This is a genomic window from Micromonospora sp. NPDC005299 (genome assembly GCF_042872345.1).
Classification (GTDB): domain Bacteria; phylum Actinomycetota; class Actinomycetes; order Mycobacteriales; family Micromonosporaceae; genus Micromonospora.
In genome coordinates this window covers 208,276-234,873 of the sequence record NZ_JBIAKG010000010.1, presented here as the reverse complement: position 1 = coordinate 234,873, position 26,598 = coordinate 208,276, and the positions used below count along the sequence as shown (strand labels likewise).

Sequence of the window (26,598 nt, the reverse complement as noted above, 5' to 3'; positions counted from 1 at the left end):
TACGGAGGAGATTGCACAATGTCCGGACTCCTGGCCGGTAAGCGGCTGCTGGTCACCGGCGTCATCACCGACGCCTCGATCGCCTTCTCGGTGGCGAAGCTCGCCCAGGAGAACGGCGCCCAGGTCGTGCTCACCGGCTACGGCCGGCTCTCCCTGGTCGAGCGGATCGCCAAGCGGCTGCCCGAACCGGCGCCGGTGATCGAGCTGGACGTCACCAACACCGAGCACCTCGCCGGCCTGGCCGACAAGGTGCGCGAGCACGTCGACGGCCTCGACGGGGTGGTGCACTCGATCGGCTTCGCCCCGCAGAGCTGCCTCGGCGGCGGCTTCCTCGACGCGCCCTGGGAGGACGTGGCGACCGCGCTCCAGGTCTCCACCTACTCCTACAAGTCCCTGGCCATGGCGGCGCTGCCACTCATGTCGCCGGGCGGCGCCGTGGTGGGCCTCACCTTCGACGCCACCAAGGCGTGGCCGGTCTACGACTGGATGGGCGTGGCCAAGGCCGGGCTGGAGTCCGCCTCCCGCTACCTGGCCCTGCACCTGGGCAAGCAGGGCATCCGCAGCAACCTGGTCGCCGCCGGGCCGCTGCGCACCATCGCCGCCAAGTCCATCCCCGGCTTCGACCAGTTCGAGGACGCCTGGACCGAGCGCGCACCGCTGGGCTGGGACCTGACCGACCAGGAGCCGGCCGCCCGGGCCTGCCTGGCGCTGCTGTCCGAGTGGTTCCCCGCCACCACGGGCGAAATCGTCCACGTAGACGGCGGTTACCACGCGATCGGCGCCTGAAGGGGCGGCCCGGACCGTGGGGGGATGGCCGAGTGAAGGTTAGCCGTATCGCTGGCTCGGCCCGGCTGAACCCGGGTAAGTATGACCTCCTGACGGAGCAAGCCCGTCGATTGGGTCGGGTTCGCAGCGAGGTGTGGCAGCGTTACGGGTCGGTCGCCGGGGTCGGCTCCGGGCTGACGGATCGGCAACTGCGGGAGCGCTGGCTGGCCGACGGCACACACACGCAGTTCGGTGTGCTGGCGAACGCGTGGAAGGAGACTGTCCGCGACGCTATGGGCGATATCGCGGCAAACATGACCTCCGCGAAGGTCGAAGTCCGTCGGGCGATTATCCGGCGCACAAACGATCCGGCCGAGCGCAAGCGGATGTTCACCGCGTTGAAGGTTGACGATTGGGCTGATGACCCGTTCCTGACCCGCCAGATGCGCAAACACTGGAAGCGGGGCCGCAACCGTACACACGACCAGATCGTGGTGCGCGCCGACAAGTACAACACCGCCCTCGATGGGCGTGGGCGGCTGTGGCTGGCGGTTCCAGGCCTTGAGCCCCGGAAGATGGTCAAGATCCCGCTGTCCACGACCGTCGCCCCGACGGGCACGCTGCGGCTGATTTTGCGCGGTGGTCGGGTGGAGGTCCACTTTCAAATCGACGCGGCGAAGATGCGGTCGTCACAACGGCCGTGCGGCGATGCGACGGTCGGCGTTGACAAGGGCTACAGCGAAGCCCTGACCGACTCCAACGGTCAGCACCACGGTGTACAGCTCGGCGTGCTGCTGTCCGGTGAGTCGGACCGGCTGAAGGAACGTAACCGGCGCCGGGCGATGCTGCGCTCGATCGCGAACACCGCCGCGGCGCGTGGTAACCACGCGAAGGCGCACCGAATCAAGGTCAACAATCTCGGGACCGTGAAGCGGGACCGGCAGGCCGCCCGGCACCGAGCGCGGGTGCGCACGGAGATCTTCACCGCCGTGCACCGTGTTTTGGACGAGGCCGCCACCGTGGTGGCCGAAGACCTCACCAAACGCTTCGCCGGACGCAAGACGCTCGGCAAGAATCTCAACCGGCGTCTCGCCGCGTGGACCAAAGGGGTCACCGCCGAGGCCCTCAAGAACGTGTCGGAGCGCAGAGGTTCTGCGCTCGTTCCCGTCAACGCCGCCTACACCTCACAAACCTGTCACCGCTGCGGCGCCTTCGGCCGACGCAGCCGGGACCGGCTTCACTGCACCTCGTGCGGGGTGGTGTGGCAGGCCGACGTGAACGCCGCGATCAACATCCTGCAGCGAGCCGGCGACCCCGACATCGCCCTGCACACCCCAGACCACAAGGTGAAGCAGATTCTGCAGGACAGGACCGATCGCCACCGGACCAGACTGCCGGTCCAGGACTCCAGCCCGGCCACCGCCGAGCGGAGAGCGAACCATCCCCGCTCAGCCATGAGCAACTAGTAGGAAGCAGAATGGGACCATGGCGTACGACGCGTTGGTGCTGGTCTCCTTCGGCGGCCCGGAGCGGCCCGAGGACGTGCTGCCCTTCCTGCAGAACGTGACCCGCGGGCGGGGCGTGCCGCCCGAGCGGCTCGCCGAGGTCGCCGAGCACTACCTGCACTTCGGCGGGGTGTCACCGATCAACCAGCAGTGCCGCGACCTGCTCGCGGCGATCCGCGAGGACTTCGCCGCCAATGGCGTCGACCTGCCGGTCTACTGGGGCAACCGCAACTGGGATCCGATGCTCGCCGACACGGTCGCGCAGATGCGCGACGACGGCATCCAGCGGGCCCTGGCCTTCGTCACCAGCGCCTACGGCGGCTACTCGTCCTGCCGGCAGTACCAGGAGGACATCGCCGCGGCCCGGGCCGCGGTCGGCCCGGACGCCCCGCTGGTCGAGAAGCTGCGCCAGTTCTGGGACCACCCGGGCTTCGTCGAGCCGCACGCCGACGCGGTCAGGGCCGCGCTGGCGCAACTCGACCCGGCCCGGCGGGACAGCACCCGGCTGGTGTTCACCGCGCACTCGGTCCCGGTGTCGGCGGCCGCCACCGCCGGCCCGCACGGTGGCCGGTACACCGCCCAGCTCGCGGAGACCGCCCGGCTGGTGCACGCCGCCGCCGCGCCCGACCTGCCCTACGACCTGGTCTGGCAGAGCCGCTCCGGGCCGCCGCAGGTGCCGTGGCTGGAGCCGGACATCAACGACCACCTGGCCACGCTCCCCGGCCAGGGCGTGACCGGCGTGGTGGTCAGCCCGATCGGGTTCGTCTCCGACCACCTGGAGGTGGTCTGGGACCTGGACACCGAGGCCCTCGACACGGCCAAGCAGCTCGGCCTGGACTTCGCCCGCGCCGGCACGCCGGGCACCGACCCGCGGTTCGTGGCGATGGTCCGCGAGCTGGTGCTGGAACGGAACGCCCCGGACGGCCAGCGGTTCTTCCGCCGCCTCGGCGAGCTGCCCACCTGGGACACCTGCCCGGCGCTGTGCTGCGTGCCCCCGTCCCGCCGGCCCTGAGCCCGACCACCTCCGACACCCATGGGGACGACACATGCATGACCGCAAGCCGGTGCAGAGCTGGCTCACCGACATGGACGGCGTGCTGGTGCACGAGGGCCAGCCGGTGCCCGGCGCGCCCGAGTTCGTCAAAAAGCTGCGCGCCTCCGGCAAGCCGTTCCTGGTGCTCACCAACAACTCGATCTACACGCCGCGCGACCTCCGGGCCCGGCTGGCCCGGATGGGGCTGGACGTGCCGGAGGAGGCGATCTGGTCGTCCGCGCTGGCCACCGCCCAGTTCCTGGCCGACCAGCGGCCGGGCGGCACCGCGTACGTGATCGGCGAGGCCGGTCTCACCACGGCGCTGCACGCGGTGGGCTACGTGCTCAGCGACTTCGCCCCCGACTACGTGGTGCTGGGGGAGACCCGCACCTACAGCTTCGAGGCGATCACCAAGGCGATCCGGCTGATCAACGACGGGGCCCGGTTCATCTGCACCAACCCGGACGCGACCGGCCCGTCGGTGGAGGGCGCGCTGCCGGCCGCCGGCTCGGTGGCCGCGATGATCTCCAAGGCGACCGGCGTGGAGCCGTACTTCGTCGGCAAGCCGAACCCGATGATGATGCGCTCGGCGTTGAACACCATCGACGCGCACTCCGAGTCGACCGCCATGATCGGCGACCGGATGGACACCGACATCCTCTGCGGCCTGGAGGCCGGGCTGGAGACGATCCTGGTGCTCACCGGGATTAGCAGCCGGGCCGAGGCGGAGCGCTACCCCTACCGGCCGTCCCGGATCGTCGGCTCGGTGGCCGACCTGATCGACGAGGTCTGAGCCCGGGGCTCAGGGTCGCAGCGGGGCGTTGCAGGCGGCCACCAGGGCCTGCCGGCAGGCGGTCGTCAACGGCCGCAGCGCCGCGTCCCGCTGCTGCGCCTCGAACGTGTTCACCGCCCCGCCCGGGGCGCTCTCCCCGGCCAGGGCGAGCACCCGGTCCAGCACGGCCGCGCGGGCGAACAGCCGGCGGGACCGCGGGTCGAAGCCGGGCGGCAGGTCGGTGCCGCCGTCCGGGCGGCGCAGCGCGGCGAGCGCGCCGGCCAGCTCGGGCCGCCACTGTGCCACGTCGAGCCGGGTCAGCGCGGCCGTCGTCTCGGCCAGCGCGACGGCCAGTTCGGCCTCCGCCTCGGCCGCGCCGGGCGTGGTGAGGGACGCCTTCGGCGCGTCGGCCGGCAGCGGGTAGACCCGCCAGAGCACGGTCTCCCAGGTCATCCCCGAGCCCGAGGTGTGCGAGCGCACCTCCGGGACGAACCCGAGCCCGCTGGCCACCACGGCCTCGCCGGCCAGCAGCGCGGCCCCGGCGAAGTCGCCGGGGCCGGGCAGCCCGCGCGGGTCGCCCGGAGCGGGCAGCACCAGGCGGATCTCGTCCGGGGAGAGCTTGGCCAGGCTGGGCAGCGCCTCCCGCAGGGACACGTCGGTCCAGGTGCCGGGGGCGTCGGCGACCAGGTGCTCCTCGTCGCCGGCGATCTCGTCGGCGACCTCGTCGAAGGGCACCAGGCCGGCGCGCCAGGCGCGTACCCAGGCGACGAACCGGCTCGACCGGCGCGGAGCCAGCGTGGCCGCGCCCGTTGCGGGGGAGGACATGCCGAAAGGGTACGTGCTCGCCGCCGTCGCTGTCTCGGCTGCCGCTCCGGCGGCGTGACCTGCCCCGAACTACCCCCTTCGCCCCTTTCTGTGCCGCCGGTGGAGTGCCTGGTCGGCGCGTCGCCGGGCGACGCGCCGGGGCGGTGGCTAGCGTGATCGACATGGCGGGGCGATACGACGGCGACGTGCTGGCGGGCGACTGGCGGCGGCGGAAGGTGGTGCCGGAGGTCGACGCCGAACCCGACCTGGTGGTCGAGGACGCCGACTCCGGGTTCTGCGGCGCGGTGGTGGGGTTCGAGTCCGGCGCGGTGGTGCTGGAGGACCGGCACGGCCGGCGGCGGAACTTCCCGCTGCTGCCCGCCGCGTTCCTGCTCGACGGCCGGCCGGTCACCCTGCGCCGCCCGGCCCGTGCCCCGGTGCCCGCCGCCCGGCGGCGCACCGCCTCCGGCTCGATCGCGGTCGACAACGTCCGGGCCCAGGTCGCGAAGGCCAGCCGGATCTGGGTCGAGGGCGTGCACGACGCGGCGCTGGTCGAGCGGATCTGGGGCGACGACCTGCGGATCGAGGCCGTGGTGGTGGAACCTCTCGACGGCATCGACGACCTCGCCGCCGACGTGCGCGCGTTCGACCCCGGCCCGGGTCGCCGGCTCGGCGTGCTGGTCGACCACCTGGTGCCCGGCTCGAAGGAGAGCCGGATCGTGGCGCAGGTCACCTCGCCGCACGTGCTGGTCACCGGGCACCCCTACGTGGACGTGTGGCAGGCGGTGAAGCCCCGGGCGCTGGGCATTCCGGCCTGGCCGGTGGTGCCGCCAGGGCGGCCCTGGAAAGAGGGCGTCTGCGCGGCCCTCGGGGTGGCGGAGCCGGCGGACATGTGGCGGCGCATCCTGTCCCGGGTGGACAGTTTCGCGGACGTGGAGACGCCTCTGATCAACGCTGTCGAGCGGTTGATCGATTTCGTCACTTCGCCTGTTTAGTGGTTGCGGTTCAGGCCGGGTGCGCGGATCGGTTCCGCAGCCGAGGGTGGGGATGACCTCGCGGGTGCTACGAACGTGATGATGTGAACGGATCGCGGGGTGAGTCATCCGTGTCATCAAGTTTGTAGCGGCGGGAACGGATCAGGGGCGATCCACCTGCGTCATCAAGTTCGTAGCAGCTGAAACGGATCTGGCCGCCCCGGTCGGTGCCCGGTCAGGGTTCCTGGTCGGGGGTTCGGGTGAAGACGAAGGTGGCGATGTCGAGGGCGACGGGGTAGCCCTTGTCGTCGCGGATGACGGTGAGGAGTTCGCCGTCCTGGGAGCCGGAGCGGCCGCGCCAGCGGTCCGGGGCCTCGGGGGTGAAGCGGAGCAGCGGCCGGCCGACCTGGCCGCCCACCAGGTCGCCGGCGGGGTCGATGCGGAACTCGTACTCGCCGCCCATCCACCACCAGCGGCCGGTCAGCTCGGCCAGGTCGGCCGACGGAGCCTCGGCCGGGCGCCACGGGCCGGGCGCGGCGGGCTCGGCGTCCAGCACCAGGGTGAGGATGTCGCGGGCCAGGCCGACGACGTGGTGGCCGGCGCGCAGCCCGTACGAGTTGGCGTAGTCGACCACGGCGGTGCGGGTGGGCCGGTGTACGGCCAGGCCGGCGACGTAGCCGGGCATCGAGCCGCCGTGGCCCACGTACACCCGGTCGCCGACCCGGTAGAGCTCCACGCCCAGGCCGTGCCCGCCGGTCCAGGAGTCCAGGTCGCTGATCACCACGGGCGCGCACATCTCGGTGAGCGTCGCCGGGGCGAGCAGGGCCGGGGCCGGATCGGCCAGGAAGGCCGCCCAGCGGGCCAGATCCTCGACCGTCGACCAGAGCTGGCCGGCCGGCGCCATCGCCCCGGTGTCGGTACGCGGCTCCTCCCGCAGCGTGTCGTGCCAGGGGTGCACCACGTAGCCGCGGGCGTACGGCTCGGTCGGGTGGTACGTGGTGCGGCGCATCCCCAGCGGTTCGAGCAGCCGCTCGCGCAGCAGGTCGGCCCAGGGTGTGCCGGTGATCCGCTCCAGCACCCCGCCGAGCAGCCCGTACGCCAGGTTCGAGTAGTGGTAGACGTGGTGCGGCGGGTGGGCGATCTTCGCCGGGGTGAGCCCGGCGAGCAGGGTCGCCAGGTCGGCGCCCGCGGCCCGCTCCCACCACTGCCCGTCCGGCTCCCGCTGGAGGCCGCTGGCGTGCCCGAGCAGCTGGCGCAGGGTGAGCGCGCCGACCGGGGTGCCGGGCAGGTGCCGGTCGAGCGGGTCGTCCAGGGCCAGCCGGCCGGCGTCGCGCTGCTGCATCACCAGCACGGCGGTCATGGTCTTGCTGATCGAGCCGATCCGGTACTGGAGGTCCGCATCGGGGCGGGGCTGCTCGCCGGCGAGCGCGACGTGCGCCAGGTCGCCGTCGCGGACCACGCCGAGGGCGAGCGAGGGGCCGCGCCCCTCCGCCTGGGCCCGGGCGACCAGCAGGTCCACCTGTCGGACGGTCTCGGGCAGCAGGGCCATGGGTCCTCCTCGGCGGTCGTCGGCGCGGTGCCGAGCTTAGGTGATCATTTGGGGTCGTTGTTGCGAGCGTCGGCGTGTCACGATCTAAGGGTGGACGCCGTGTTCTGGATCGTGCTGGGTGTGCTGCTGGCGGTCGCCGAGATCTTCACGACGACGCTCTTCCTGATCATGTTCGCGGCGGGGGCCTTCGCCGCCGCCGGGGCCGCCGCGCTCGGCGCGCCGGTCGCGCTCCAGGCGCTGGTCTTCGCGGTGGTCTCCGCGCTGTCGGTGGCCCTGGTCCGGCCGGTCATCAAGCGGCACGCCATGCCGTCGCTGGAGAGCGGCGACCAGCCGTTCGGGGTCGAGGCGATCGAGGGGTCCACCGCGCTGGTGCTGGAACCGGTCGACGCCGAGCGGGGCCTGGTCAAGATCGACGGTGAGATGTGGACGGCCCGGTCGTACGACGCGACGCGCAGCTACGCGGTGGGCGAGCGGGTGCAGGTGATAAAGGTCCGGGGCGCGACCGCCCTGGTCTGGCAGGACGAGATTTCCACCCCGGGCGGGCTGCCCGAAGGGAAAAGGTGAAGATATGGAGTTTGCAGCGATCGTGTTGATCGCCGTCGCCGTGATCGTCGTGGTGACGCTCGTGAAGGCGGTGCGGATCGTGCCGCAGCAGCGCCAGGACGTGGTGGAGCGGCTGGGCAAGTACAAGCGGACCCTGAGCCCGGGGCTGAACCTGCTGGTGCCGTACGTCGACGCGGTGCGCACCAAGGTCGACATGCGCGAGCAGGTGGTCAGCTTCCCGCCGCAGCCGGTGATCACCTCGGACAACCTCGTCGTCTCGATCGACACGGTGCTCTACTTCAAGGTGGTCGACTCGGTCCGCGCCACCTACGAGATCTCCAACTTCCTCCAGGCCATCGAGCAGCTCACCGTCACCACGCTGCGGAACGTGATCGGCTCGCTGGACCTGGAGCGGGCGCTGACCAGCCGCGAGGAGATCAACCGGCACCTCTCCGGGGTGCTGGACGAGACCACCGGCCGGTGGGGCATCAAGGTGACCCGGGTCGAGATCAAGGCGATCGAGCCGCCGCCGAGCATCCGCGACTCGATGGAGAAGCAGATGCGCGCCGAGCGGGACCGCCGCGCCGCCATCCTGAACGCCGAGGGGCACAAGCAGTCGCAGATCCTCACCGCCGAGGGCGAGAAGCAGGCCGCCGTGCTGCGCGCCGACGGTGACCGGCAGGCCCGGATCCTCCAGGCGGAGGGCCAGGCCAAGGCGATCCGGACGGTCTTCGACGCGATCCACCAGGCCAACCCCAGCCAGAAGGTGCTCGCCTACCAGTACCTCCAGGCCCTGCCGCAGATCGCCAACGGCACCGCCAACAAGGTCTGGATCGTCCCGACCGAGCTGACCAAGGCCCTGGAGGGCATGGGCGGCGCGCTCGGCGGGCTGGCCAACATGGTCGGCGACGTGCCGTCGCCGGAGGCCACCAAGAGCGCCGGCGAGGTCGAGCGGGAGGCCGCCGAGGCCGCGAGGGCCGCGGCGACCGCCGCGCAGGAGATCCACGACGAGGTACGCGTGGCCGAGGCCCAGGCCACCGGCGGCACCGCCCCGCAGGGGCTGCCGGCGCCGGAGCCGGTCGCCCCGGAGAGCCTGCTCAACGACCCGTCGGACCAGCGCGAACGGGGCTGACGGAGCGGCCGCCGGCAAATCCGAGAATCCCTCATACGGCGCCCCGGTGCCTGCCACCATCGGTCAGAGGACGGGTGGTGAGCAGGACCGGGGCGCCGTTGCGCGTCCCGCGCCGCCCGCAGACGGAGCGAGGTGACGCATGAAGGATCCGGCGAACCGGCTGTTCTCCAGGACCCCGGTCCCGGGCGCGCACGACCCGGCCGGCCCGCTCGGCACCCGGCGTACGGGGGGCGGGTTCGGGGTGCTGCCGTTCGTCTCCGAGCCCGGACCGGCCGCCCCGGCCACCGACGCGAGCTGGGCCTGGTCGATCCGCCGGTTCGCCCGCGCGGCGGTCTGGCTGCTGCCCGCGTACGCGGTCCTCTACGGCCTGGTGGCGCTGGCCAGCGACGGCGGGGTGGGCAACGACCCCTACCCGGCCGAAGGTCAGCCGCTCTACCTGGTCGGCTGGGTGGCCGCGGTCTGGCTCGGGCTGCTCGCCCTGCTGGCGCTCGCCGGCCTGCTCGCCGCCACCCGGTGCCGACGGATCGCCCTCGTCGGCCTGCTGGCCAGCATCGGCGGGATGGTGCTGATGCTCCCCTTCGCCGGGCTCGCCGAGCAGGCGCCGGTCTTCGGCACCACCGCGCGCACCCTGGTCCTGGTCGGCGCCACCTTCTACAGCCTGGGCTGGTTCCTCACCGGCTGGTCGGTCGCCCGGTCCGGGATGTTCTCCTACGGCGACGGCATCATGCTGATGATCGCCGCCCCGCTGCTCGGCCTGGGCGGCGCGCTGGTCGGCTCTCTGCAGACCTTCGGCGCGATCTTCGTGCTGGTCGCCGGCATCGGCATCGGCTACCGCTCCGGCCGCCTCGTCCCCGCGACGATCGCCCGCGACACGGTCGCGGCCAGCGTGACTGCCACCCCCGCCCCACCCCCCAACGGCCCCCTGGCCGCCGGCTGACGGCCTCCACCGCCCGAACTCGGGTCGATCATGAGGTAGGCGGCACTCAAGGAGATCCACATTGCCGTCAACCTGATGATCGGCGGGTCACGGCGAGCTGGGAGGTTGCCGTGAGGTAACTGACAGTTGCCTGGCGGAGTGGCCGGTTGGTGGCATTCGCGGCAATCCTGGAGCCCATGCCGTCTCCCCGGTCGCCGCTGTCGCGGCTCTTCACCGTGCTCCTCGCCGGCGTTCTCGCCGGGCTCGTCCTCGCGGTCGCCGCGCTCCCCGGCGGGCTGCTCGGCGGGCTCGCCGCCCAGGCCGGCCTGGGCGCGTACGCGGAGCTGCCCGACGCGCTGCGCACCCCCGCGCAGCCGCAGCGCTCCTACCTCTACGCCAACGACGGCAAGACCCTGATCACCACGTTCTACGACGTCAACCGCACCGACGTCCCCCTCGCCGAGATCGCCCCGGTCATGCGGCAGGCGATCATCGCGGCCGAGGACCGCCGCTTCTACTCGCACGGCGGGGCGGACCTGCGCGGCATCGCCCGCGCCCTGGTCGCCAACGTCAAGGGCGGCGGCACCGAGCAGGGCGGCTCCACGCTGACCATGCAGTACGTCCGCAACGTGCTCAAGACCGACCCCACGCGCACCGCGGAGGAGCGGCAGGCCGCCACCGAGCAGACCGTCGGGCGCAAGCTCCAGGAGATCCGGTACGCGAACGCGCTGGAGAACACGCTCAGCAAGGACGAGATGCTCAACCGCTACCTCAACATCGCGTACTTCGGTTCCGGCGCGTACGGCGTCGCGGCGGCCAGCCAGCGCTACTTCGGCAAGGCCCCGGCCGACCTGACCGTGGGCGAGGCGGCGCTGCTCGCCGGCCTGGTCCAGTCGCCCGACGAGTACAGCCCGATCGACGGCGACAAGGACCAGGCGCTCGCCCGCCGGGGGTACGTGCTCGACTCGATGGCCGAGACGGGCGCGATCACCGCGCAGCAGGCCACCGCGGCCCAGGCCGAGCCGCTGACTCTGCATCCGACCGCCCAGCCCAACGGCTGCACCGCGGTCGCGGCGGGCCACGACGACTGGGGCTTCTTCTGCGACTACCTGCGCCAGTGGTGGCGTACCCAGCCGGCCTTCGGCGCCACCGTCCAGGAGCGCGAGCAGGCGCTGCGCCGGGGCGGCTACAGCGTGGTCACCACGCTCGACCCGAAGATCCAGCAGACCGCCCAGAAGCAGGCCACCGCCGTCTACGGCTACGGCAACAAGCGCGCCCTGCCGATCGCCGCGGTCGAGCCCGGCACCGGCCGGGTGCTCGCCATGGCGGTCAACCGGCACTACAGCCTCGCCGACAACCCAGCCGGGCAGGCCAACCACCCGAACACCGTCAACCCGCTGATCTCCGGCGGCGCCAGCGTCGACGGCTACCAGGCCGGCTCGACGTTCAAGATGTTCACCATGCTCGCCGCCCTGGAGGCCGGCAAGCCGCTCGCCACCGGCTTCGACGCCCCGGCGAAGCTGCCCACCCGCTACGGGTCCGACGCCGAGGGCAACTGCGCCGGCAAGTGGTGCCCGGCCAACGCCAACCCGGAGTGGATGGACGGCTACCGGATGATGTGGGACGGCTTCGGCCGCTCCGTGAACACCTACTTCGTCTGGCTGGCCGAGCAGGTCGGCGAGGACAAGGTGGTGGAGATGGCGCAGCGGCTCGGCATCACCTTCCGGGCCGACTCCGACGCCGACTTCGCCAAGGACGACGCGGAGAACTGGGGCGCGTTCACCCTCGGCGTCGCCGCCACCACCCCGCTCGACCTGGCCAACGCGTACGCCACCGTGGCCGCCGAGGGGACCTACTGTTCTCCGCTGCCGGTGGTCTCGGTGACCGCGGCCAACGGCGAGAAGGTCGACGTCGGCCAGCCGTCCTGCAAGAAGGTGCTCGACGCCGACGTGGCCCGGGCGGCCACCGACGCGGCCCGCTGCCCGGTCGGCCAGCAGTCGGCGTACGGGCAGTGCAACGGCGGCACCGCCACCTCGGTCGACCGGCTCGTCGGCCGCCCGGTGGCCGGCAAGACCGGTAGCTCCGAGCAGAACGCCACCGAGACCTTCGTGGGGTTCACCCCGCAGGTCGCCGTCGCCGGCATCGCCGCGAACCCCGACGACTCGACCGACCTGGTCGGCTCGGCCGTGCAGGCCAAGGTGATCGACGCGGTCGCCCGGGTGATCCATACCGCGGTGGACGGCAAGCCGGTGAAGGACTTCACCGCGCCCAGCCGCGAGCTGGCCGGCGACCCGCAGCGCCCGCAGCCGCGCCCCACCCCGCGTCCGGACCGGCGCGAACAGGACCGCAACCTCCCGTCAGACCTGCTCCGCTGGCTCCAGGGCCGCGACCGCGGCTGACCCCGATCCGCGGTGTCACCCCGCCACCAGGGGTGACACCGCCCGGTCGAGGGCGGCGGCCACCTCGTCGGGGGTGGCGTCGCCGTCGAGCACCACGAACGTCGTGAACTCGGGCAGCGCCCGGTAGGCGGCGTCCAGCGCGCGCAGGTGCGCCAACTCCTCGGTGTCGATGCCCCGGGCGGCCACCCGCCGCTGCGCCACCTCCGGCGCGGTGGCCAGGAAGCAGACCACGGCGGGGCGCGGGAAGATCGCGTACGCGGCCCGGACCGCCCGCCGCCCCCGGTCGCCGCGGGCGGCCATGATGACGTCCTGGCACCAGGTCCACCGGTCGAGCACGGCCGTGCGACCGGTCAGCCGGGCCACCAGCACGGTGCGGGCCATCGCCAGCGCGCGGACCGTCGCCTCCAGCGCCGGATAGAGGGTACGGCCGAACAGCACCACCCCGTCCGGCCGGCCGAGCGCCCGGGCCAGCCGGTTCCACAGCGGCCGGCCACCGGCGTTCTCGAAGTAGGTCGCCGGGACGCCCCGCGCCGTCAGCCGGCGGGCGAGCGCTCTGGCCTGGGTGCTCTTGCCCGAGCCGTCGACACCGACCAGGGCGATCATCACGGAGCGGGCCACGGATCGGGACGGTAGCCGCCCCGGGCAACTTTCCCGAAAAAGTCCCCGCCGGCTGTCGGATCCGGTCGGCCGGCTCCGACCCACCGGTGAGCGCGCCCGCCGCGGGCGCCGCCGGAAGCGGAGGACACCATGCGCAAGCTCGTCCACTGGGTGCACCAGTCGGTCGACGGCTTCATCGAGGGCCCGAAGGGGGAGTTCGACTGGGCGGCCATGGGGCCGGAGCTGTCCGCGTACTCCTTCGAGCTGACCGACCGGGCCGACGCCTTCCTCTACGGCGGCACGGTGTGGGGGTTGATGTCCTGGTACTGGCCCCGCGCCGAGCAGATCTCCCAGGACCCGCACGACCTGCGGTTCGCTCCGATCTGGGCCCGCACCCCGAAGATCGTCATCTCCCGCACGCTGGAGAGCGCCGAGTACGGCGCCCGGGTGATCGGGCGCGACCTGGCCGCCGAGGTCGCCGAGCTGAAGGCGCAGCCGGGTGGGGACCTGCTGCTCACCGGCGGCTCCGGCGCGGCGGCGGCGCTGGGCGAGCTGGGGCTGGTCGACGAGTACCAGGTGGTGGTGCACCCGGTCGTGCTGGGCGGCGGGACCCCCGTCTTCCCCGGCAAGGAGCGCCTCGACCTGCGGCTGACCGGGACCCGGGGCTTCGACGGCCGGTCGGTGCTGCTGCGCTACGAGCGGGCGTGACCGGTCACCGCCCCCGGCGGCGGGGACGGTAGGTGGCGAGGACCGAGGGCAGCCCGCGCCGGAGGATCTCCGTCCGGTCGCTGTCCCCGCGCAGCACCGCGGCGGCCGTCTTGCGGGCCTGCTCGGCGGTGAAGTGCGGGGGCAGCATCAGCTCCGCCGGGTCGACGACCGCGTTCACCACCACCGGCCGGTCGGCGGTGAGCGCCCGCTGCCACAGGTCGGGCACCTGGTCGGGGGAGTCGACCAGCACGCCGTCGAGCCCCAGCACCTCCGCCCACTTGTGGTACGCCACGTCCGGCAGGTCCTGACTCGCCGGGAACATCGGCGTCCCCTCGCCGGAGCGCTGCTCCCAGCTCACGAAGGACAGGTCGCGGTTGTTGAGCACCAGCACCACGAACCGCGGGTCCGCCCACTCCCGCCAGTACTTGGCCACGGTGATCAGCTCGTTGACCCCGTTCATCTGCATCGCGCCGTCGCCGATCAGCGCGACCAGCGGGCGGTCCGGATGGGCGAACTTCGCGCTGATGGCGTACGGCATGGCCCCGCCCATCGAGAGCAGGGTGCCGGAGAGGCTGGCCAGCATGCCGGGGCGGACCCGGACGTGGCGGGCGTACCAGGCGGTCGCCGTGCCGCAGTCCACCGCCAGCATGGCGTCGTCCGGCAGGGCGTCGTCGAGGGTCGCGAAGAGCAGCTGCGGGTTCACCGGGTCGGCCGCCTGCTCGGCCAGTTCCCGCTGGGCCCGCCACCACTTCCCGGTGGCGTCGGCCAGGGTGGCCCGCCAGGCGGCCGGCACCGGCCCGGTGCCCAGCTCGCGCAGCAGCGCCCGCAGGGTCGGCGCGGCGTCCCCGGTCAGGTTCACCTCGGTCGGGTAGCGCAGCCCCATCCGGCTGCCGTCCAGGTCGATCTGCACCGCCCGGGCCTTGCCCTGCGGCGGGTAGAACTCCGAGTACGGCATCTGACTGCCGACGATCAGCAGCCGGTCGCACTCCTGCATGAGCTGCCAGCTCGGGCGGCTGCCGAGCAGGCCGATCGCGCCGGTCACCCAGGGTTCCCGGTGGTCGACGGCGGCGAAGCCGAGCAGGGCGGTGGCCACCCCCGCGCCGAGCCGGTCGGCGACCCGGCGGACCTCGTCCTCCGCGCCGAGGGCGCCCTGCCCGACCAGCATGGCGACCTTCTCGCCGCCGCGCAGCACCTCGGCCGCCCGGCGCACCTCCTCCTCCGGCGGCACCGTCGGCATGCTGCTGGGCACCGCGCTGGTGTGGTAGTAGCCGTGCGCGTGCGGCGGCTCCGGCACCGCCGGCTCGTCCTGCACGTCGGAGGGGAGCACCAAGGCGGTGACCGTACGCCGGGCCAGGGCGGTCCGGCAGGCCCGGTCGACCAGGTGCCGCGCCTGCGACGGGTCGTCGAGCTGGGCGAGGAAGGCCGACGCCACGTCCTTGTAGAGGGCGAGCAGGTCGACCTCCTGGTAGTAGCCGCCGCCCTCGGCGGGCAGCGCCGTGTGCCCGAGCAGCGCCACCACCGGCTGGTGGTCCAGCTTGGCGTCGTACAGGCCGTTGAGCACGTGGATCGCGCCGGGGCCGCTGGTCACCACCACGCAGCCGAGCGGGCCGCCGCCGTACTTGACGTGGGCGCTGGCCGCGAAGCCGGCCGTCTCCTCGTGCCGCACCTGGACGAACTGCGTCCGGTCGGCGGCCCGTTGCAGCGCGGAGGTCATCCCGTTGATGCCGTCGCCGGGATAGCCGTAGTACCGGTGCACGCCCCACTCGGCCAGCCGGGCCACGATGAAGTCGGCGACCGTGGCGTTCCGGGGCAGCCGGCCGTCGCCGCTGGGGTCCGCGCTCATCGGGGTGGTCCCTTCGTCGCTGTCCGCTTTCCCGGGCTCCGTTCCCCTCCCCGGGCGGCGGAAACCCGGGCCGCGCCGGACCGGCCGGACCCACCAGGCAGAATCGTCCGGTGCCCGTCCACGAGATCACCGACCCCGACGACGACCGGATCGCCGACTACCGCGCGCTGACCGACGTGGAGCTGCGGACCCGCTGGGAGCCCCCGCACGGGCTCTTCATCGCCGAGGGCGAGCTGGTGCTGCGGCGGGCGCTGCGGGCCGGCTACCCGGCCCGGTCGTACCTGGTCGACGCCAAGCGGGTGGACCAGCTCGCCGACCTCGACACGGGGGACACCCCCGTCTACGCGGCCACCCAGGAGGTGCTCCAGCGGGCCACCGGCTTCCACGTGCACCGGGGCGTGCTCGCCTCGTTCCGCCGCAAGCCGCTGCCGTCCGCCGCCGAGGTGCTGGCCACCGCCCGGCGGGTGGTGATCCTGGAGGACGTCAACAACCACACCAACCTGGGCGCGATCTTCCGGGCCGTGGCGGCGCTCGGGGTGGACGCCGTGCTGCTCTCGCCGACCTGCGCGGACCCGCTCTACCGGCGCAGCGTCCGGGTCAGCATGGGCGAGGTCTTCGCCATCCCCTACGCGAAGCTGGAGCCGTGGCCGGACGGGCTCGGCCAGGTCCGCGCGGCGGGCTTCACGGTGCTGGCCATGACGCCCGCCCCGGACGCGGTGCCGATCCAGCGGCTGGACGCCGGGCAGCGGGCCCGCGCGGCCCTGCTCATGGGGGCCGAGGGCGCCGGCCTGACCGGGGCCGCGATGGCGGCCAGCGACGTCCGGGTGGTGATCCCGATGCGGCGCGGGGTGGACTCCCTCAACGTCGCCGCCGCCACCGCGGTGGCGTGCTGGGAGCTGGGTCGCGACGACCCGCTGTGACGCCGGGGGCGGCGCGGGCAGGCGGTGGCCGCCAGGCACGCTCGGCATCGGCGGTGACGCAGGGTAGCGTGTCGCCCGTGTTCCCTACCGTCCGTGAGGTGCTCGCCCTGGTGCCGGTGCGCCACGGCGCGCCGCGCCTGGTCGCCGGGGACGCGGGCCTGGACCGGCCGGTGCGCTGGGTGCACGTGGCCGAGGTGCCGGACATCGCCACCCTGCTCGGCGGCGGTGAGCTGGTGCTCACCACCGGGATCGGGCTGCCCGCCGACGACGCCGGGCTGCGCGCGTTCATCGGCGACCTGGCCGACGTCGGCGTCTCCGGGCTGGTCGTGGAGCTGGGCCGGCGCTACGTCAGCGGAGTGCCCCGGGTGATGGCCGCCGCCGCCGAGCGGCGCGGGCTGCCCCTGGTCGAGCTGCGCCGGGCCACCCCGTTCGTGCGGATCACCGAGGCGGTGCACGCGCTGATCGTGGACGCCCAGCTCACCGAGCTGCGCGCCACCGAGGAGATCCACCAGCGGTTCACCGAACTCTCGGTGGAGGGCGCCGAGCCCGCCGAGGTGGTCCGGCAGGCCGCCGAGCTGGCCGGCTGCCCGGTGGTGCTGGAGAACCTGTCCCGGCAGGTGCTCGCGTACGACCCGGCGGGGGAGAGCGCCGAGCTGCTGCTGGACGGCTGGGAGCAGCACTCCCGGCGGATCCGGCCGGCCGGGCGCACCGCGTACGACCCGGACAGCGGGTGGCTGGTGACCACCGTCGGCGCCCGGGGCCAGGACTGGGGGCGGCTGCTGCTGCGCTGGCCGGCCGGTGCCGAGCTGACCACCGGTCCGACACCGCCCGCCGGGGACCGCTCCGCGGCCGCCGAGGCGGTCGCCGCCGCGGCGGGATGGGACCCCGGCGGGCCGGCGACCACCGCTTCCCGCGAGGCCCACCTCGGCCGGCCGTCCAGCGACGGCGACCGCACCGAACCGGCTACCACCGACGGGCACCCGTCACCGGCGGCGACCACCCGCCCATCCGCGGCCGTGGCCACCCCGCCCACCCGGCTCACCATCCTGATCGAGCGGGCCGCCTCCACCCTGGCCCTGGGCCGGCTGATCCGGCGCGACGCCGAGGGGCTGGAACGGCAGATCCACCGCACCCTGCTCACCGCCCTGATCGACCACTCCCGCCCGGTGGACGAGGTGGCGCTGCGGGCCAAGGCCCTCGGCGTGACCCTGGACCGCCGCCACCTGGTCGGCGTGGTGGTGCGGCACCGGGCTGACGACTCGGGCGAGGGCGGCGGGCCGGGCCCCGACAGCGGACCGGACGCCGGCCAGGCCCGGCTGCGCGACCTCGCCGAGGCGGTCGGCCAGGCGCTGCGCGAGGCCAAGCTCACCGCGCTGACCAGCGCCGTCGACGACCAGGCGGTGGGCGCGCTGCTGGCGCTGCCCGACCCGGCCGCCGAGGAGAAGGCGCTGGCCGCGTTCGCCGCCGCGCTGCGCCGGGTACGCCTCGACGCCGACCTGGCCCGCCCGCCGGCGCCCCGCTCCGCCCGCCCCGGCGACCCGGCCGCCCGGACGGCGGCCGCCGGCGCCGTACGCGCCGCGGACCCCGCGTCCCGCCCGCGCCCGGCCGGTCCGGCGTTGATCGTGGCGGCCGGTTCCGGGGTGGGCAGCCTGCGGGAGGCCCGCCGCTCGCTGGTGGAGGCCCGGCAGCTCGCCGAGGCGGCCCGCCGGGACCGGCGCGACCTGCCCTACTTCCGGCTGCCGCACGTGGGGCTGGCCGGCCTGCTGCACCTGCTCCGGGACGAGCCGCGGTTGCAGACCTTCGTCGAGCGCGAACTGGGCGGGCTGCTGGCGTACGACGCCCAGCACCCAAGGGAGCAACTGCTCGGCACCCTCCGGGCGTACCTGGAACAGGGCCGCAACAAGTCCGCGGCGGCCGCCGCCGCGCACCTGTCCCGGCCGGCCTTCTACGAGCGGCTGGCCCGCATCGGCCGCATCCTCGAGGTCGACCTCGACTCGGTGGAGCAGTGCCTCTCGCTGCACGTAGCCCTCCTCGCCCTGGACGCCGTCCGCACCCCCTGACGGCGCAGGGCTCAGGTCAGGGCGGTCAGGGCCTTGGCGTAGGGGGCCGGGACGTAGGTGGGGCCGCCGGGGGTGAAGACGTCCGAGGTGGCGGCCGTCGACCAGGCCGTGGGGGGCACCGCGTCGACCAGGGCGCGGACCACCGGGGCGTCGCGCCACTGCTCCTGCTCGGCGAGCAGGCTCAACGCGACCACCGACTCCTCCACCTCGCCGACGCACTCGAACGGCTTGTGCCCGTCGACGCCCAGCAGCTCCCGGTAGCCGGGGATCTGCGACTCGTCGGCCAGCAGGTCGCCGCCGAAGATCGTGGTGATCCGTTCCCGGGACATGAACGGGGCCATGGCCAGGAAGACGAACCGGCACTTCGGGCAGTCGCGGCACCACCGCTCGCTCGCGTCGCGCAGCTTGAACGCGGCGTTGCAGCTGGTCACCACGGCGTCGTAGCGGTCGGTCTCGGCGAACAGCCGGGCGATGTGCAGCTCGGACAGCGACCGCAGCAGCGAGAAGTACGGCTCGGTGAGCCCGGCGTGCTCGGCCAGCGCGGCCCGCAGCAGCCCCTCCGCCTCGACGCCCTTGGACCACTGGTGGTTGATCTCGTGGCCGTGCCACACCAGGTTCGGGTCGGACGCCGAGCGCTCGTTGGACATCACCACCGGCCCGAGCCCGTGCAGCACCGCCGTGGCGACCGCGATCAGCGAGTTGATCGCGGTGACCGGAATGTGCCCGTTGCGCGCGCCGGCCGCGTTGAGGTCGAACAGCACCGGGTCGATCCGCCGGCGCGCGGCGAGCGGCACCAGGTCGGACGCCTCGTTGACCGAGACGATGACGTGGTTCGGGTTGACCGAGAAGGGCACCGGGTCGAAGCCCGCCCGGCGCAGCGCCTCCAGCGTGACGATCGAGTCCTTGCCACCGCCGACGGCCGACAGCGGCCGGCGGTCCGAGTCGTCGTACACCCGGGGCGGGGCGACCTCGCCGGCCGGCACCTCCGGGCGCAGCTCCAGCACGTGCGGCAGCTGGTTGCGGTACGCGTACTCGGCGAGGCCCTTCGTGTAGACGGCGGTGACGAGGTCGGCGGCGGCCGCGCCCAGCGGCGCCGGCAGCACCAGCCGGGGCGGCGCGGCAGTCTTGTAGTAGCTGACCCCGGCGACCACGTGCAGCAGTTCGAGGACCCGGGCGAGGGTGGCCGCCGTCTCGTCGGACACCGGCTCCGCCGGCAGGGGAAGAGTGACCACCTCGGTGAACCGCTGCTCGCCGTCGGGGCCGGTCAGGGCGTAGTCGAACAACACCTCGCCAGTGGCGAAGTCGATCGAGTAGGACGGGAAGGTGAAGGCGTCCATCCGCCGGAGCTGCTCGTTGGGCACACGCCATACTACAGCGTGTCTCAATAGTCCGTTGGGTCATGAGACACCGCCCTTCTCGGGCGTCCCTGCCGTCGCGGGTGTTCGTGGCGGTGGGGTTCCTCCGTCATCAGGGCTGGTTGCACCGGCGCGTGGGCGCTGGCCAGAGCGTTCCCTCGGGAGGCGTTGGTGACCGGGCCTCGTGCTTCGGGGTCCCGGGTCTGGGCATGGTGTTGCTCGGCCCAGACGGCGAGGTTGACCGCCGCGTTGACGTCCCGGTCCGCCGTATGCCCGCACTCGTCGCAGCGGAAGATGCGTATGGACAGGGGTAGGGCGGGGCCGATGGTGCGGCAGGCACTGCACATTCTGGTGGACGGGTACCAGCGGGGTGCCCGGGTGGCCTGCCCACCCCGCCAACGTTGTTTGTAGCCGATGATGTGGGCCAGTTCAGCCCAACCCGCATCGGAGATGGCGGCGGCCAGACGCCGGTTGCGCAGCAGACCGGCGGTGTACAGGTCTTCCAGAGCCAGCCGGTCGTGGGTCTTGACCAGCCGGTTGGCGACCTTGTGCAGAAAGTGGCGACGCACATTCGCGACACGATGGTGGGCACGAGCCAGCCGGGCGACAGCCTCGGCCCGATTGCGCGAGCCTCGCTGTTTGCGGGTGACCTGGCGGGATAGCCGCCGTAGCCGGGGCAGGGCGGCCCGCAGCGGGCGCGGTGGATCAGTGACGCGCAGCCGCTGTCGGCCGGTGGTGTCGGCGGCCACGACGAGGGCAGTGAGGCCGCGGTCGATGCCTACCCAACCACCGCGGTCGGCGTCGGGGCGGGGCGGGTGCTGGCGGGCGGGATGCAGGTCCGCCGCCTCCATTGTCACGGTGATGGTCCATCGGCCGGCCCGGCAGGAGGCGGTGGCATACCGGATGTGGGCTCGGCCTGTGCGAATCATCCGCCGGAGTCGGCGGGTGTCCTCCCGTACCCTCAGGACCCCGATCCTCGGCAGACAGATACTCCGAGGCCCCGCCGTCGGATCCCCCACCCGGATGCTCGCCCGACCCGCCTTGGTTTTGCAGCGGATCCGGAACGACGGCTGGGTGCGGCTCTTGCGTTTGAATGTCGGGAACCCCACCCGGCGGCCCGGCCGTTTCCCCCATCGGGAGTCGGCCCAGGCGGTCAGGGCGCGGCCCAAGTCGACAGCGGCTTCCTCACACACCTGCTGACACACCTGCGCCCGCCACGACAACCCCGTCGCCACGATCTCGGCCGAACCCGCCGAGTCGACCACGAAGTGGCGACCCGCCTGCGCCGAGCACTTCCACGAGTTGAACGCGTTGATCAAGTCGAAACCCGACCACGGTACCACCACCGACCCGCCCCGATGCTTCGCATCCAGGGCGTCCTTCACCAGAGCCAGGCACTGGTTGAACGCGAACCGAGCCGCCCCCGTATGACGGACTAACACCACCACCTGCGACGGTGACGGGTCAGCTGTGAACCGGAACGCGGTAAACCTCCCCACGGCCCCACAGCATGCCTGCCACGTACGACACAACAGTTAACGTCGCGGCAGGACAGGGCGGAATCCCCTGCCCCCGAAGAACAGCCGGTGCCGGAGGGGCGACAGCGGCCACCAGCCGTTCGAACGGCCCTGAACCTCAGCCTGTATAGGCTGGAATCGCCCTCATTCTTCATGAGGGGGAGGATGTCAACGAGGAGAGCCTGTGCGCCTGTCTGATCTGCGCGGACGTCATGTCGCCGTCTGGGGTGCCGGCCGGGAGGGCCGGGCTGCGGTCACCGCGATCGCCGCGCACGGCCCGGCCGGCCTGGTCGCCGTCGACGACAGCGCGAACTTTCTCACCCTGCCCTGGGAGGGCCCGCTCGCCGCGGCCGCGCCGCTGGTGACCGGGGAGGACGGATTCGCCCGGCTGGCCGCCGCCGACATCGTGGTCCGCTCGCCCGGAGTGCCGAACACCCACCCGTGGATGGTGGAGCTGCGCCGGCGGGCCGTCCCGGTGACCCAGGGCAGCGCGCTCTGGATGGCCGACCACGCGGAGCGGACCGTCGGCGTGACCGGCAGCAAGGGCAAGAGCACCACCTCCAGCCTGATCAGCCACCTGCTCACCGCGATGGACCGGCCGAACGTGTTCGGCGGCAACATCGGCGTGCCGCTGCTCGACCTGCCCGAGGCGGAGCTGTACGTGCTGGAGCTCTCCAGCTACCAGTGCGCCGACCTGACCGACTCGCCCCGGGTGGCCGTGGTGACCGCGCTGTTCCCCGAGCACCTCGACGCGCACGGCGGCGAGCGGGAGTACTACCGGGACAAGCTCAACCTCCTGGCGCACGGCCCGCACACCGTGGTGGTCAACGGCGCCGACCCGCGCCTGGCGCTCGAACTGGGGGACCGGGCGGCGGTCCGGGCCGGCTCGCCGGACACCACCCACGTGGCCAGCGGCCCGGACGGCGCCCCCTGGTTCCACCTGCGGGACACCCCGCTCTTCCCGCGCGCCGTGCTGCCCCTGGTCGGCCGGCACAACGAGGGCAACCTCTGCGTCGCGCTGGCGGTGCTCGACGCGCTCGGCGTCGATGTGGCGGCCCGCAAGGACAACCTCGCCGTCGCGGTCGCCGGGTTCCAGGGCCTGGCCCACCGGCTCACCGAGATCCCCGACCCGTCCGGGCTCACCTTCGTCGACGACACCCTGGCCACCAGCCCGTACGCGGCCATGCACGCGATCGACGCGTACGAGGGGCGGCCGCTGACCGTCATCGTCGGCGGGACGGACCGGGGGCTGGACTACACCCCGCTCCGCGACCACCTGGCCGAGCGGGACATCACCGTGATCGGCATCCCGGACAGCGGCCCCCGGATCGTCGAGGCCCTGGCGGGGCTGCCCGCGGTGCGGACCGAGATCGCCGAGGACCTGGTCGCCGCCGTGGGGCTGGCCCGCAAGCTCACCCCGGCCGGCGGGGTGGTGCTGCTTTCCCCGGCCGCGCCGAGCTACGGCCGGTTCCGCAACTTCGAGCACCGCTCCGAGGTCTTCGCGCAGGCGGTCGCCGACACCGCCCGCTGAGTCGGGCCGGTCGGCAGTGGTCGGCACCGGGTCCGCCGGACTAACGTCCTGACCGTGGCGGTGATGGTGGACGTGGACCCGGAGCGGCTGGTGGTCCGGCTCACCGGGGCGGACCGGCTCTGGGCGCTCGCGGCGGGGGTCGAGGTGCCCACCGACGCGGTCACCTCGGTCCGCCCGGTCTCCCGCGCCCAGGCGTACGCCCGGGGTTCCGGCTGGCGGTTGCCGGGCACCTTCTGGCCCGACCTGATCATGGCGGGCAGCTACGTCTCCCGGTCCACCGGGCGGTCGTTCTGGTGCGTGCACCGCGCCGACGAGGTGCTGCTGGTGGAGTTGGAGGGGCAGCGGTACGACCGGCTCGTCCTGGAGGTGGAGGAGCCGGCGGAGGTTTCCCGGGCGATCGCCCGGGCCCGCTTCCGCTGACTCAGCGCCGGTCGCCCGGTGCCGCCTCCGGCGTGCCCACCCGGGCCTCCGCCTGCGCCGGCTCGGTCTGCGCCGGTGTCTCCTCGTGACGGGGTGCCGGCGGCGTCGGCGCCGACCGTGCGGCCCGGGGCTGCTTGGCCGGGGTCCAGGCGAAGGCGAGCGCCCCGCCGACCAGGGCCAGCAGCATCCCGACCAGGAAGCCGCCCAGGTTCGAGGTCAGCCAGGAGACCAGCCCGAGCACCAGGGTGACCAGCGCGTAGAAGACCCGTTGCTGCGGCGTGGCGATCAGCAGCACCCCGCAGAGCACCAGGACGACCGGCACCAGGTACGCCGCCAGCCCCTGCGGCCCGACGTGCAGCAGCACGCCGAGCGGGGCGCGCAGCGTCACGAGCATCTCCGCGCCGCCGAGCGCGACCAGCACCCCGGCGGTGAACGGGCGGCCCCGCCGCCAGCGGCGCCAGCGCCCGCCGGAGCGGCGGACGGCCGGCGCCGCCTCGTGTCTTCCGGCGGTCATGTCAGCACCCGTCGGAGCTGAACGCCATGTGCAGGTTGGGCAGGGTGAAGACGGCGGCCGTGGTGGCGTAGTTGTTCTGCCGCAGGTTGGTGATGGTCACCGTGTCGGCCTGCTGAGCGAAGACGCCGGGGTTGCCGCGGACGCCGGGCACCTGGTCGACGGTGCTGGCGTCCTGCCCGACGTTGATGTTCTTGAACGACGCGTCGCCGGCGACCTCGTCGCCGTCGACCACCAGCGTCCGGGCGGTGACCGGCTTGCCGGCGCCGCCGGCGGTGATCCGCAGGTTGATGCCGCCCAGGCTGATGCTCTGGCAGAGGTTGCTCAGCTCGGCCTTGTCGATCGCCGAGACGATCACGACGACCTGCCCGCCGGTGTCACCCTGGTTGGGGCTGTCCGGAATCATCTGGTCGAGCGTGGCGAACTGCTCGAACCCGGTGCCGGTGAGCTTGTCGGCGGTCACGGTGAACGGCATGCCCGAGATGGCGAACTGCGCGCCGAGCACGCCCTGCGCGGTCAGCACGACCATGCCGGCCGCGCCGACCGCGACGGTGCCCATCGTGACGGCGAAGCGGCGCCAGCGCACGCCGCTGCGCGGCGGCTCGGGCTCGTGCGGTGCGATCTGCTCCGACATGGCGGCTCCTTTTCGAGATCAATTCATCGACGACGATGCGGGATGCGATTCGAATTGGTTTGCAGATTTTCTCGCGCCGGGGGCGCAGCCCGAAGTTACCGCTGGGTAAAGGGCGGGTCAACAGCGTGTAGCAGCCAGTTGGTCGGCATGTGCGAATTGCGGCCAAAGTGAAAAACCGCAGCGGTTTCCGACAGTGCTGATGGTCAGGAGTGGACGGTGGGCGCGCACGGGGCGGCCGTGCTGGGACCGTCGTCCGGGCATACCGGCCGGGTGGCCCGGGCCGCGCCGTCGGCGCCGAGGAACGGGGCGGTGGCCGCGTAGGTGAGCACCGGCAGCAGCAGGGGCAGGTCCTCCGCACGGCCCTGCGCGACCCGGGCGCGGATGGTCGCGTGGATGCCGCCGACCACCGTGGACACCAGCGCGTCCCGGTCCACACCGGCGGCGACCGGCCCGGGGCCGGCGTCGGCGAAGAACCGGCGGAAGCTGCCCAGCAGCGCGTCCCGCTCCCGGCGGGCGTCCGGGCCGGCGGCGTCCACCTCGACCAGCGCCATCCGGGCGAACGCCGGCACGCTGGCGAGCACCTCCAGGAGGGTGCGCAGCGCGGCGCGGGCGGCGTCCGGCCAGGCCGGTCCCGCCTCGCGGTAGGCGCTCTCCATCAGCTGCGACACCACCGCGATGCCGTGCCGGTAGGCGGCCAGGAACGCGTCTTCCTTGCCGGTGAAGAGGGCGTAGAAGGCCGGCCGGGTCACCCCGGCGGCGTGGCAGATGTCGCTGACGCGGGCGTTGTCGTAGCCCCTCGTCGCCACCTCCTGCACCAGCCCGTCGAAGAGGCGGTCGCGCTGGGTGGCCGCCACCACCTCGGCGGAGACCCGGCGTGGGCCGCGCTTGATGGCGCGGTCCGGGTCGCGGCCGGGGCGCGCGCCGGGCAGTGGGACCGGCGCCGGTTGCGGGCGGCGCTGCGTGGTCAACTTATCGACCTCCCTGAATGCATTGACTTTACGACCCTCCGGGGTTTACAACTATCTGCACCCTGAGTTGGCGCCCCGTCACCGTTGGTGATCTCCCCGGATGGTCACCCCTGGCTCGTCGAAGGAGGGCTCGATGGCTGCCATTATCACCGAGCGCGCGTGCCCTCCCAAGACCGGAAAGGCGCAGGTGACGCGGCTCCGCCGCAGTGCGCCACCCCGACCCGGCCGCTGACGTCGCGGCAGCTCCGCCACCGCCCGGCGGCCCTCGACCGGCCGCCCGGCGCCCCTCCACCGCGTCCGTCCAGCCCGGACGGCCGCGCTCACCGCCCGGCCGTCCCCGCCGGGCGGGGGACCGCCTGTGCGGTCCGACCGTCCCCGTCCCACCGCCGGAAGGAAGAACCATGCCCAGCTACGGACGAATCGGCGCGGGCCTCGCCGCCCTGGCGCTGCTGAGCGGCCTCGTCGGCGCCGCCCCCGCCGCGGCCGACCCGTCGTCGTCGCTCGCCAGCGCCGTGCTCACCTACCCGACCCCCGCCGGCACCGCCGTCGCCGTCAACGACGTCATCCAGGCCAGCCTGAAGACCGGTACCAACGCCACCTTCTACTCCTCGGCCACCGGCACCACCGGCGTGCGGTGCGCCGCGTCCAGCTTCAGCGCCAAGGTGCTGGGCAACCCGACCGCCCCGGGCACCGCCACGGAGAGCCTCACCGCGCAGAGCTTCACCAGCTGCACCACCAACGTGTTCGGCACCACCGGGGTGCAGAGCGTGACCGTCAACAACCTGCCGTACGCCACGTCGGTCACCAGCGGCGGCGTGGTCACCATCTCCGGCACGGCGACCGCGCCGATCCAGAGCACGGTGGTGCTGAACAGCCTGCTCGGCCCGATCACCTGCGTCTACCGGACCGGCACCAACAGCCTCACCGGCACGGCGGCCAACGCCACCAACTCGATCACCTTCACCAACCAGGTGCTGACCAAGTCCTCCGGGCCCAGCCTCTGCTTCGGCACCGCGTACTTCTCCGCGACGTACTCGCCGGTGCGGGACACCAGCAGGACCGGCAGTCCGGCGGTCTACGTCAACTGACCACCCGTCCACGGGCCGGTGCACGGTGGTTCGCCGGGCACCGGCCCCGCCGTG

The 26,598-nt window shown here is 73.3% G+C and carries 24 protein-coding genes and 1 pseudogene; 16 read left to right on the top strand and 9 right to left on the bottom strand.

Annotated elements, in window-relative coordinates; translation table 11 throughout:
- Positions 1–18: 18 nt before the first annotated feature.
- Genes fabI through ACFYPD_RS26230 form a run of 4 tightly spaced genes read left to right on the top strand, consistent with a single transcriptional unit; the run spans position 19 to position 4,096 of the window.
- A complete protein-coding gene (gene fabI, locus ACFYPD_RS26245) occupies positions 19–786 on the top strand; it encodes an enoyl-ACP reductase FabI (protein ID WP_387118713.1) in 768 nt (255 codons plus the stop codon).
- Positions 787–818: 32 nt separating this feature from the next.
- Positions 819–2,231 (top strand): RNA-guided endonuclease TnpB family protein, encoded by a 1,413-nt coding sequence (locus ACFYPD_RS26240; protein WP_387118710.1) that lies wholly within the window; start codon positions 819–821, stop codon positions 2,229–2,231.
- Between the two features lie 19 nt (positions 2,232–2,250).
- Positions 2,251–3,282 (top strand): ferrochelatase, encoded by a 1,032-nt coding sequence (locus ACFYPD_RS26235; protein ID WP_387118707.1) that lies wholly within the window; start codon positions 2,251–2,253, stop codon positions 3,280–3,282.
- A gap of 34 nt (positions 3,283–3,316) precedes the next feature.
- Complete coding sequence (locus ACFYPD_RS26230) at positions 3,317–4,096, top strand: HAD-IIA family hydrolase (RefSeq protein WP_151464833.1); 780 nt, start codon at positions 3,317–3,319, stop codon at positions 4,094–4,096.
- A gap of 9 nt (positions 4,097–4,105) precedes the next feature.
- On the opposite strand, the gene ACFYPD_RS26225 is transcribed toward ACFYPD_RS26230, so the two are convergent.
- Entirely contained in the window at positions 4,106–4,900 is a 795-nt protein-coding gene (locus tag ACFYPD_RS26225; protein ID WP_387118704.1) for a hypothetical protein, read from the bottom strand.
- Positions 4,901–5,061: 161 nt separating this feature from the next.
- Here ACFYPD_RS26225 and ACFYPD_RS26220 point away from each other — a divergent pair, with 161 nt between their 5' ends.
- Positions 5,062–5,874 (top strand): DUF3097 domain-containing protein, encoded by an 813-nt coding sequence (locus ACFYPD_RS26220; RefSeq protein WP_387118701.1) that lies wholly within the window; start codon positions 5,062–5,064, stop codon positions 5,872–5,874.
- A 214-nt stretch (positions 5,875–6,088) separates the two neighbouring features.
- Here the strand turns inward: ACFYPD_RS26220 and ACFYPD_RS26215 are convergent, their stop codons facing one another.
- Entirely contained in the window at positions 6,089–7,402 is a 1,314-nt protein-coding gene (locus tag ACFYPD_RS26215; protein ID WP_387118698.1) for a serine hydrolase domain-containing protein, read from the bottom strand.
- A gap of 90 nt (positions 7,403–7,492) precedes the next feature.
- On the opposite strand from ACFYPD_RS26215, the gene ACFYPD_RS26210 reads away from it, so the two are divergent.
- From ACFYPD_RS26210 to ACFYPD_RS26195, 4 genes are all read left to right on the top strand, one after another.
- Positions 7,493–7,966: an NfeD family protein gene (locus tag ACFYPD_RS26210; RefSeq protein WP_387118695.1), complete on the top strand. Its 474-nt coding sequence runs from the start codon at positions 7,493–7,495 to the stop codon at positions 7,964–7,966.
- Between the two features lie 4 nt (positions 7,967–7,970).
- On the top strand, positions 7,971–9,077 hold the full coding sequence (locus tag ACFYPD_RS26205; RefSeq protein ID WP_387118692.1) for an SPFH domain-containing protein: 1,107 nt from the start codon (positions 7,971–7,973) through the stop codon (positions 9,075–9,077).
- A gap of 139 nt (positions 9,078–9,216) precedes the next feature.
- Positions 9,217–10,014, top strand: a complete 798-nt coding sequence (locus ACFYPD_RS26200) for a hypothetical protein (RefSeq protein WP_387118689.1) — start codon at positions 9,217–9,219, stop codon at positions 10,012–10,014.
- Between the two features lie 176 nt (positions 10,015–10,190).
- A complete protein-coding gene (locus ACFYPD_RS26195) occupies positions 10,191–12,392 on the top strand; it encodes a transglycosylase domain-containing protein (protein ID WP_387118686.1) in 2,202 nt (733 codons plus the stop codon).
- Between the two features lie 15 nt (positions 12,393–12,407).
- On the opposite strand, the gene ACFYPD_RS26190 is transcribed toward ACFYPD_RS26195, so the two are convergent.
- Positions 12,408–13,010 carry a dTMP kinase gene (locus ACFYPD_RS26190; protein WP_387118683.1) on the bottom strand — a complete coding sequence of 201 codons (603 nt, stop codon included), beginning with the start codon at positions 13,008–13,010 and terminating at the stop codon, positions 12,408–12,410.
- Positions 13,011–13,139: 129 nt separating this feature from the next.
- Here ACFYPD_RS26190 and ACFYPD_RS26185 point away from each other — a divergent pair, with 129 nt between their 5' ends.
- Entirely contained in the window at positions 13,140–13,697 is a 558-nt protein-coding gene (locus ACFYPD_RS26185; RefSeq protein WP_387118680.1) for a dihydrofolate reductase family protein, read from the top strand.
- Positions 13,698–13,701: 4 nt separating this feature from the next.
- Here the strand turns inward: ACFYPD_RS26185 and ACFYPD_RS26180 are convergent, their stop codons facing one another.
- Complete coding sequence (locus ACFYPD_RS26180) at positions 13,702–15,540, bottom strand: thiamine pyrophosphate-requiring protein (RefSeq protein WP_387118678.1); 1,839 nt, start codon at positions 15,538–15,540, stop codon at positions 13,702–13,704.
- A 110-nt stretch (positions 15,541–15,650) separates the two neighbouring features.
- Here ACFYPD_RS26180 and ACFYPD_RS26175 point away from each other — a divergent pair, with 110 nt between their 5' ends.
- The 3 genes and pseudogenes from ACFYPD_RS26175 to ACFYPD_RS26165 all read left to right on the top strand — a co-directional run bounded on the left by ACFYPD_RS26175 (position 15,651) and on the right by ACFYPD_RS26165 (position 18,520).
- The gene (locus ACFYPD_RS26175; protein WP_387118675.1) at positions 15,651–16,460 is read left to right on the top strand and encodes a TrmH family RNA methyltransferase; all 810 of its coding nucleotides are present in this window, start codon (positions 15,651–15,653) and stop codon (positions 16,458–16,460) included.
- 68 nt (positions 16,461–16,528) lie between these two features.
- Positions 16,529–17,995 (top strand): annotated as a pseudogene (locus ACFYPD_RS26170) (PucR family transcriptional regulator ligand-binding domain-containing protein); the annotation flags it as partial.
- A gap of 87 nt (positions 17,996–18,082) precedes the next feature.
- Positions 18,083–18,520 carry a PucR family transcriptional regulator gene (locus tag ACFYPD_RS26165; RefSeq protein ID WP_387118774.1) on the top strand — a complete coding sequence of 146 codons (438 nt, stop codon included), beginning with the start codon at positions 18,083–18,085 and terminating at the stop codon, positions 18,518–18,520.
- Positions 18,521–18,531: 11 nt separating this feature from the next.
- Here the strand turns inward: ACFYPD_RS26165 and ACFYPD_RS26160 are convergent, their stop codons facing one another.
- Positions 18,532–19,881: a hypothetical protein gene (locus ACFYPD_RS26160; RefSeq protein ID WP_387118672.1), complete on the bottom strand. Its 1,350-nt coding sequence runs from the start codon at positions 19,879–19,881 to the stop codon at positions 18,532–18,534.
- A 20-nt stretch (positions 19,882–19,901) separates the two neighbouring features.
- Entirely contained in the window at positions 19,902–21,374 is a 1,473-nt protein-coding gene (locus ACFYPD_RS26155) for an RNA-guided endonuclease InsQ/TnpB family protein (RefSeq protein WP_387118669.1), read from the bottom strand.
- A 202-nt stretch (positions 21,375–21,576) separates the two neighbouring features.
- On the opposite strand from ACFYPD_RS26155, the gene murD reads away from it, so the two are divergent.
- Together murD and ACFYPD_RS26145 are read left to right on the top strand one after the other, a co-directional pair.
- Positions 21,577–22,923, top strand: a complete 1,347-nt coding sequence (gene murD / locus ACFYPD_RS26150) for a UDP-N-acetylmuramoyl-L-alanine--D-glutamate ligase (RefSeq protein ID WP_387118666.1) — start codon at positions 21,577–21,579, stop codon at positions 22,921–22,923.
- A gap of 54 nt (positions 22,924–22,977) precedes the next feature.
- Positions 22,978–23,343: a hypothetical protein gene (locus ACFYPD_RS26145; protein WP_387118663.1), complete on the top strand. Its 366-nt coding sequence runs from the start codon at positions 22,978–22,980 to the stop codon at positions 23,341–23,343.
- Position 23,344: 1 nt separating this feature from the next.
- Here ACFYPD_RS26145 and ACFYPD_RS26140 read toward each other — a convergent pair whose 3' ends face one another.
- The 3 genes from ACFYPD_RS26140 to ACFYPD_RS26130 form a co-directional block, all read right to left on the bottom strand.
- Positions 23,345–23,857: a DUF6114 domain-containing protein gene (locus ACFYPD_RS26140; RefSeq protein ID WP_387118660.1), complete on the bottom strand. Its 513-nt coding sequence runs from the start codon at positions 23,855–23,857 to the stop codon at positions 23,345–23,347.
- A gap of 1 nt (position 23,858) precedes the next feature.
- Entirely contained in the window at positions 23,859–24,488 is a 630-nt protein-coding gene (locus tag ACFYPD_RS26135) for a DUF6230 family protein (RefSeq protein ID WP_387118658.1), read from the bottom strand.
- 203 nt (positions 24,489–24,691) lie between these two features.
- The gene (locus tag ACFYPD_RS26130) at positions 24,692–25,456 is read right to left on the bottom strand and encodes a TetR/AcrR family transcriptional regulator (RefSeq protein WP_387118655.1); all 765 of its coding nucleotides are present in this window, start codon (positions 25,454–25,456) and stop codon (positions 24,692–24,694) included.
- A gap of 401 nt (positions 25,457–25,857) precedes the next feature.
- Between ACFYPD_RS26130 and ACFYPD_RS26125 the strand changes: the two genes are divergently transcribed.
- Positions 25,858–26,544, top strand: a complete 687-nt coding sequence (locus tag ACFYPD_RS26125; protein WP_387118652.1) for a Tat pathway signal sequence domain protein — start codon at positions 25,858–25,860, stop codon at positions 26,542–26,544.
- Positions 26,545–26,598 lie beyond the last annotated feature (54 nt).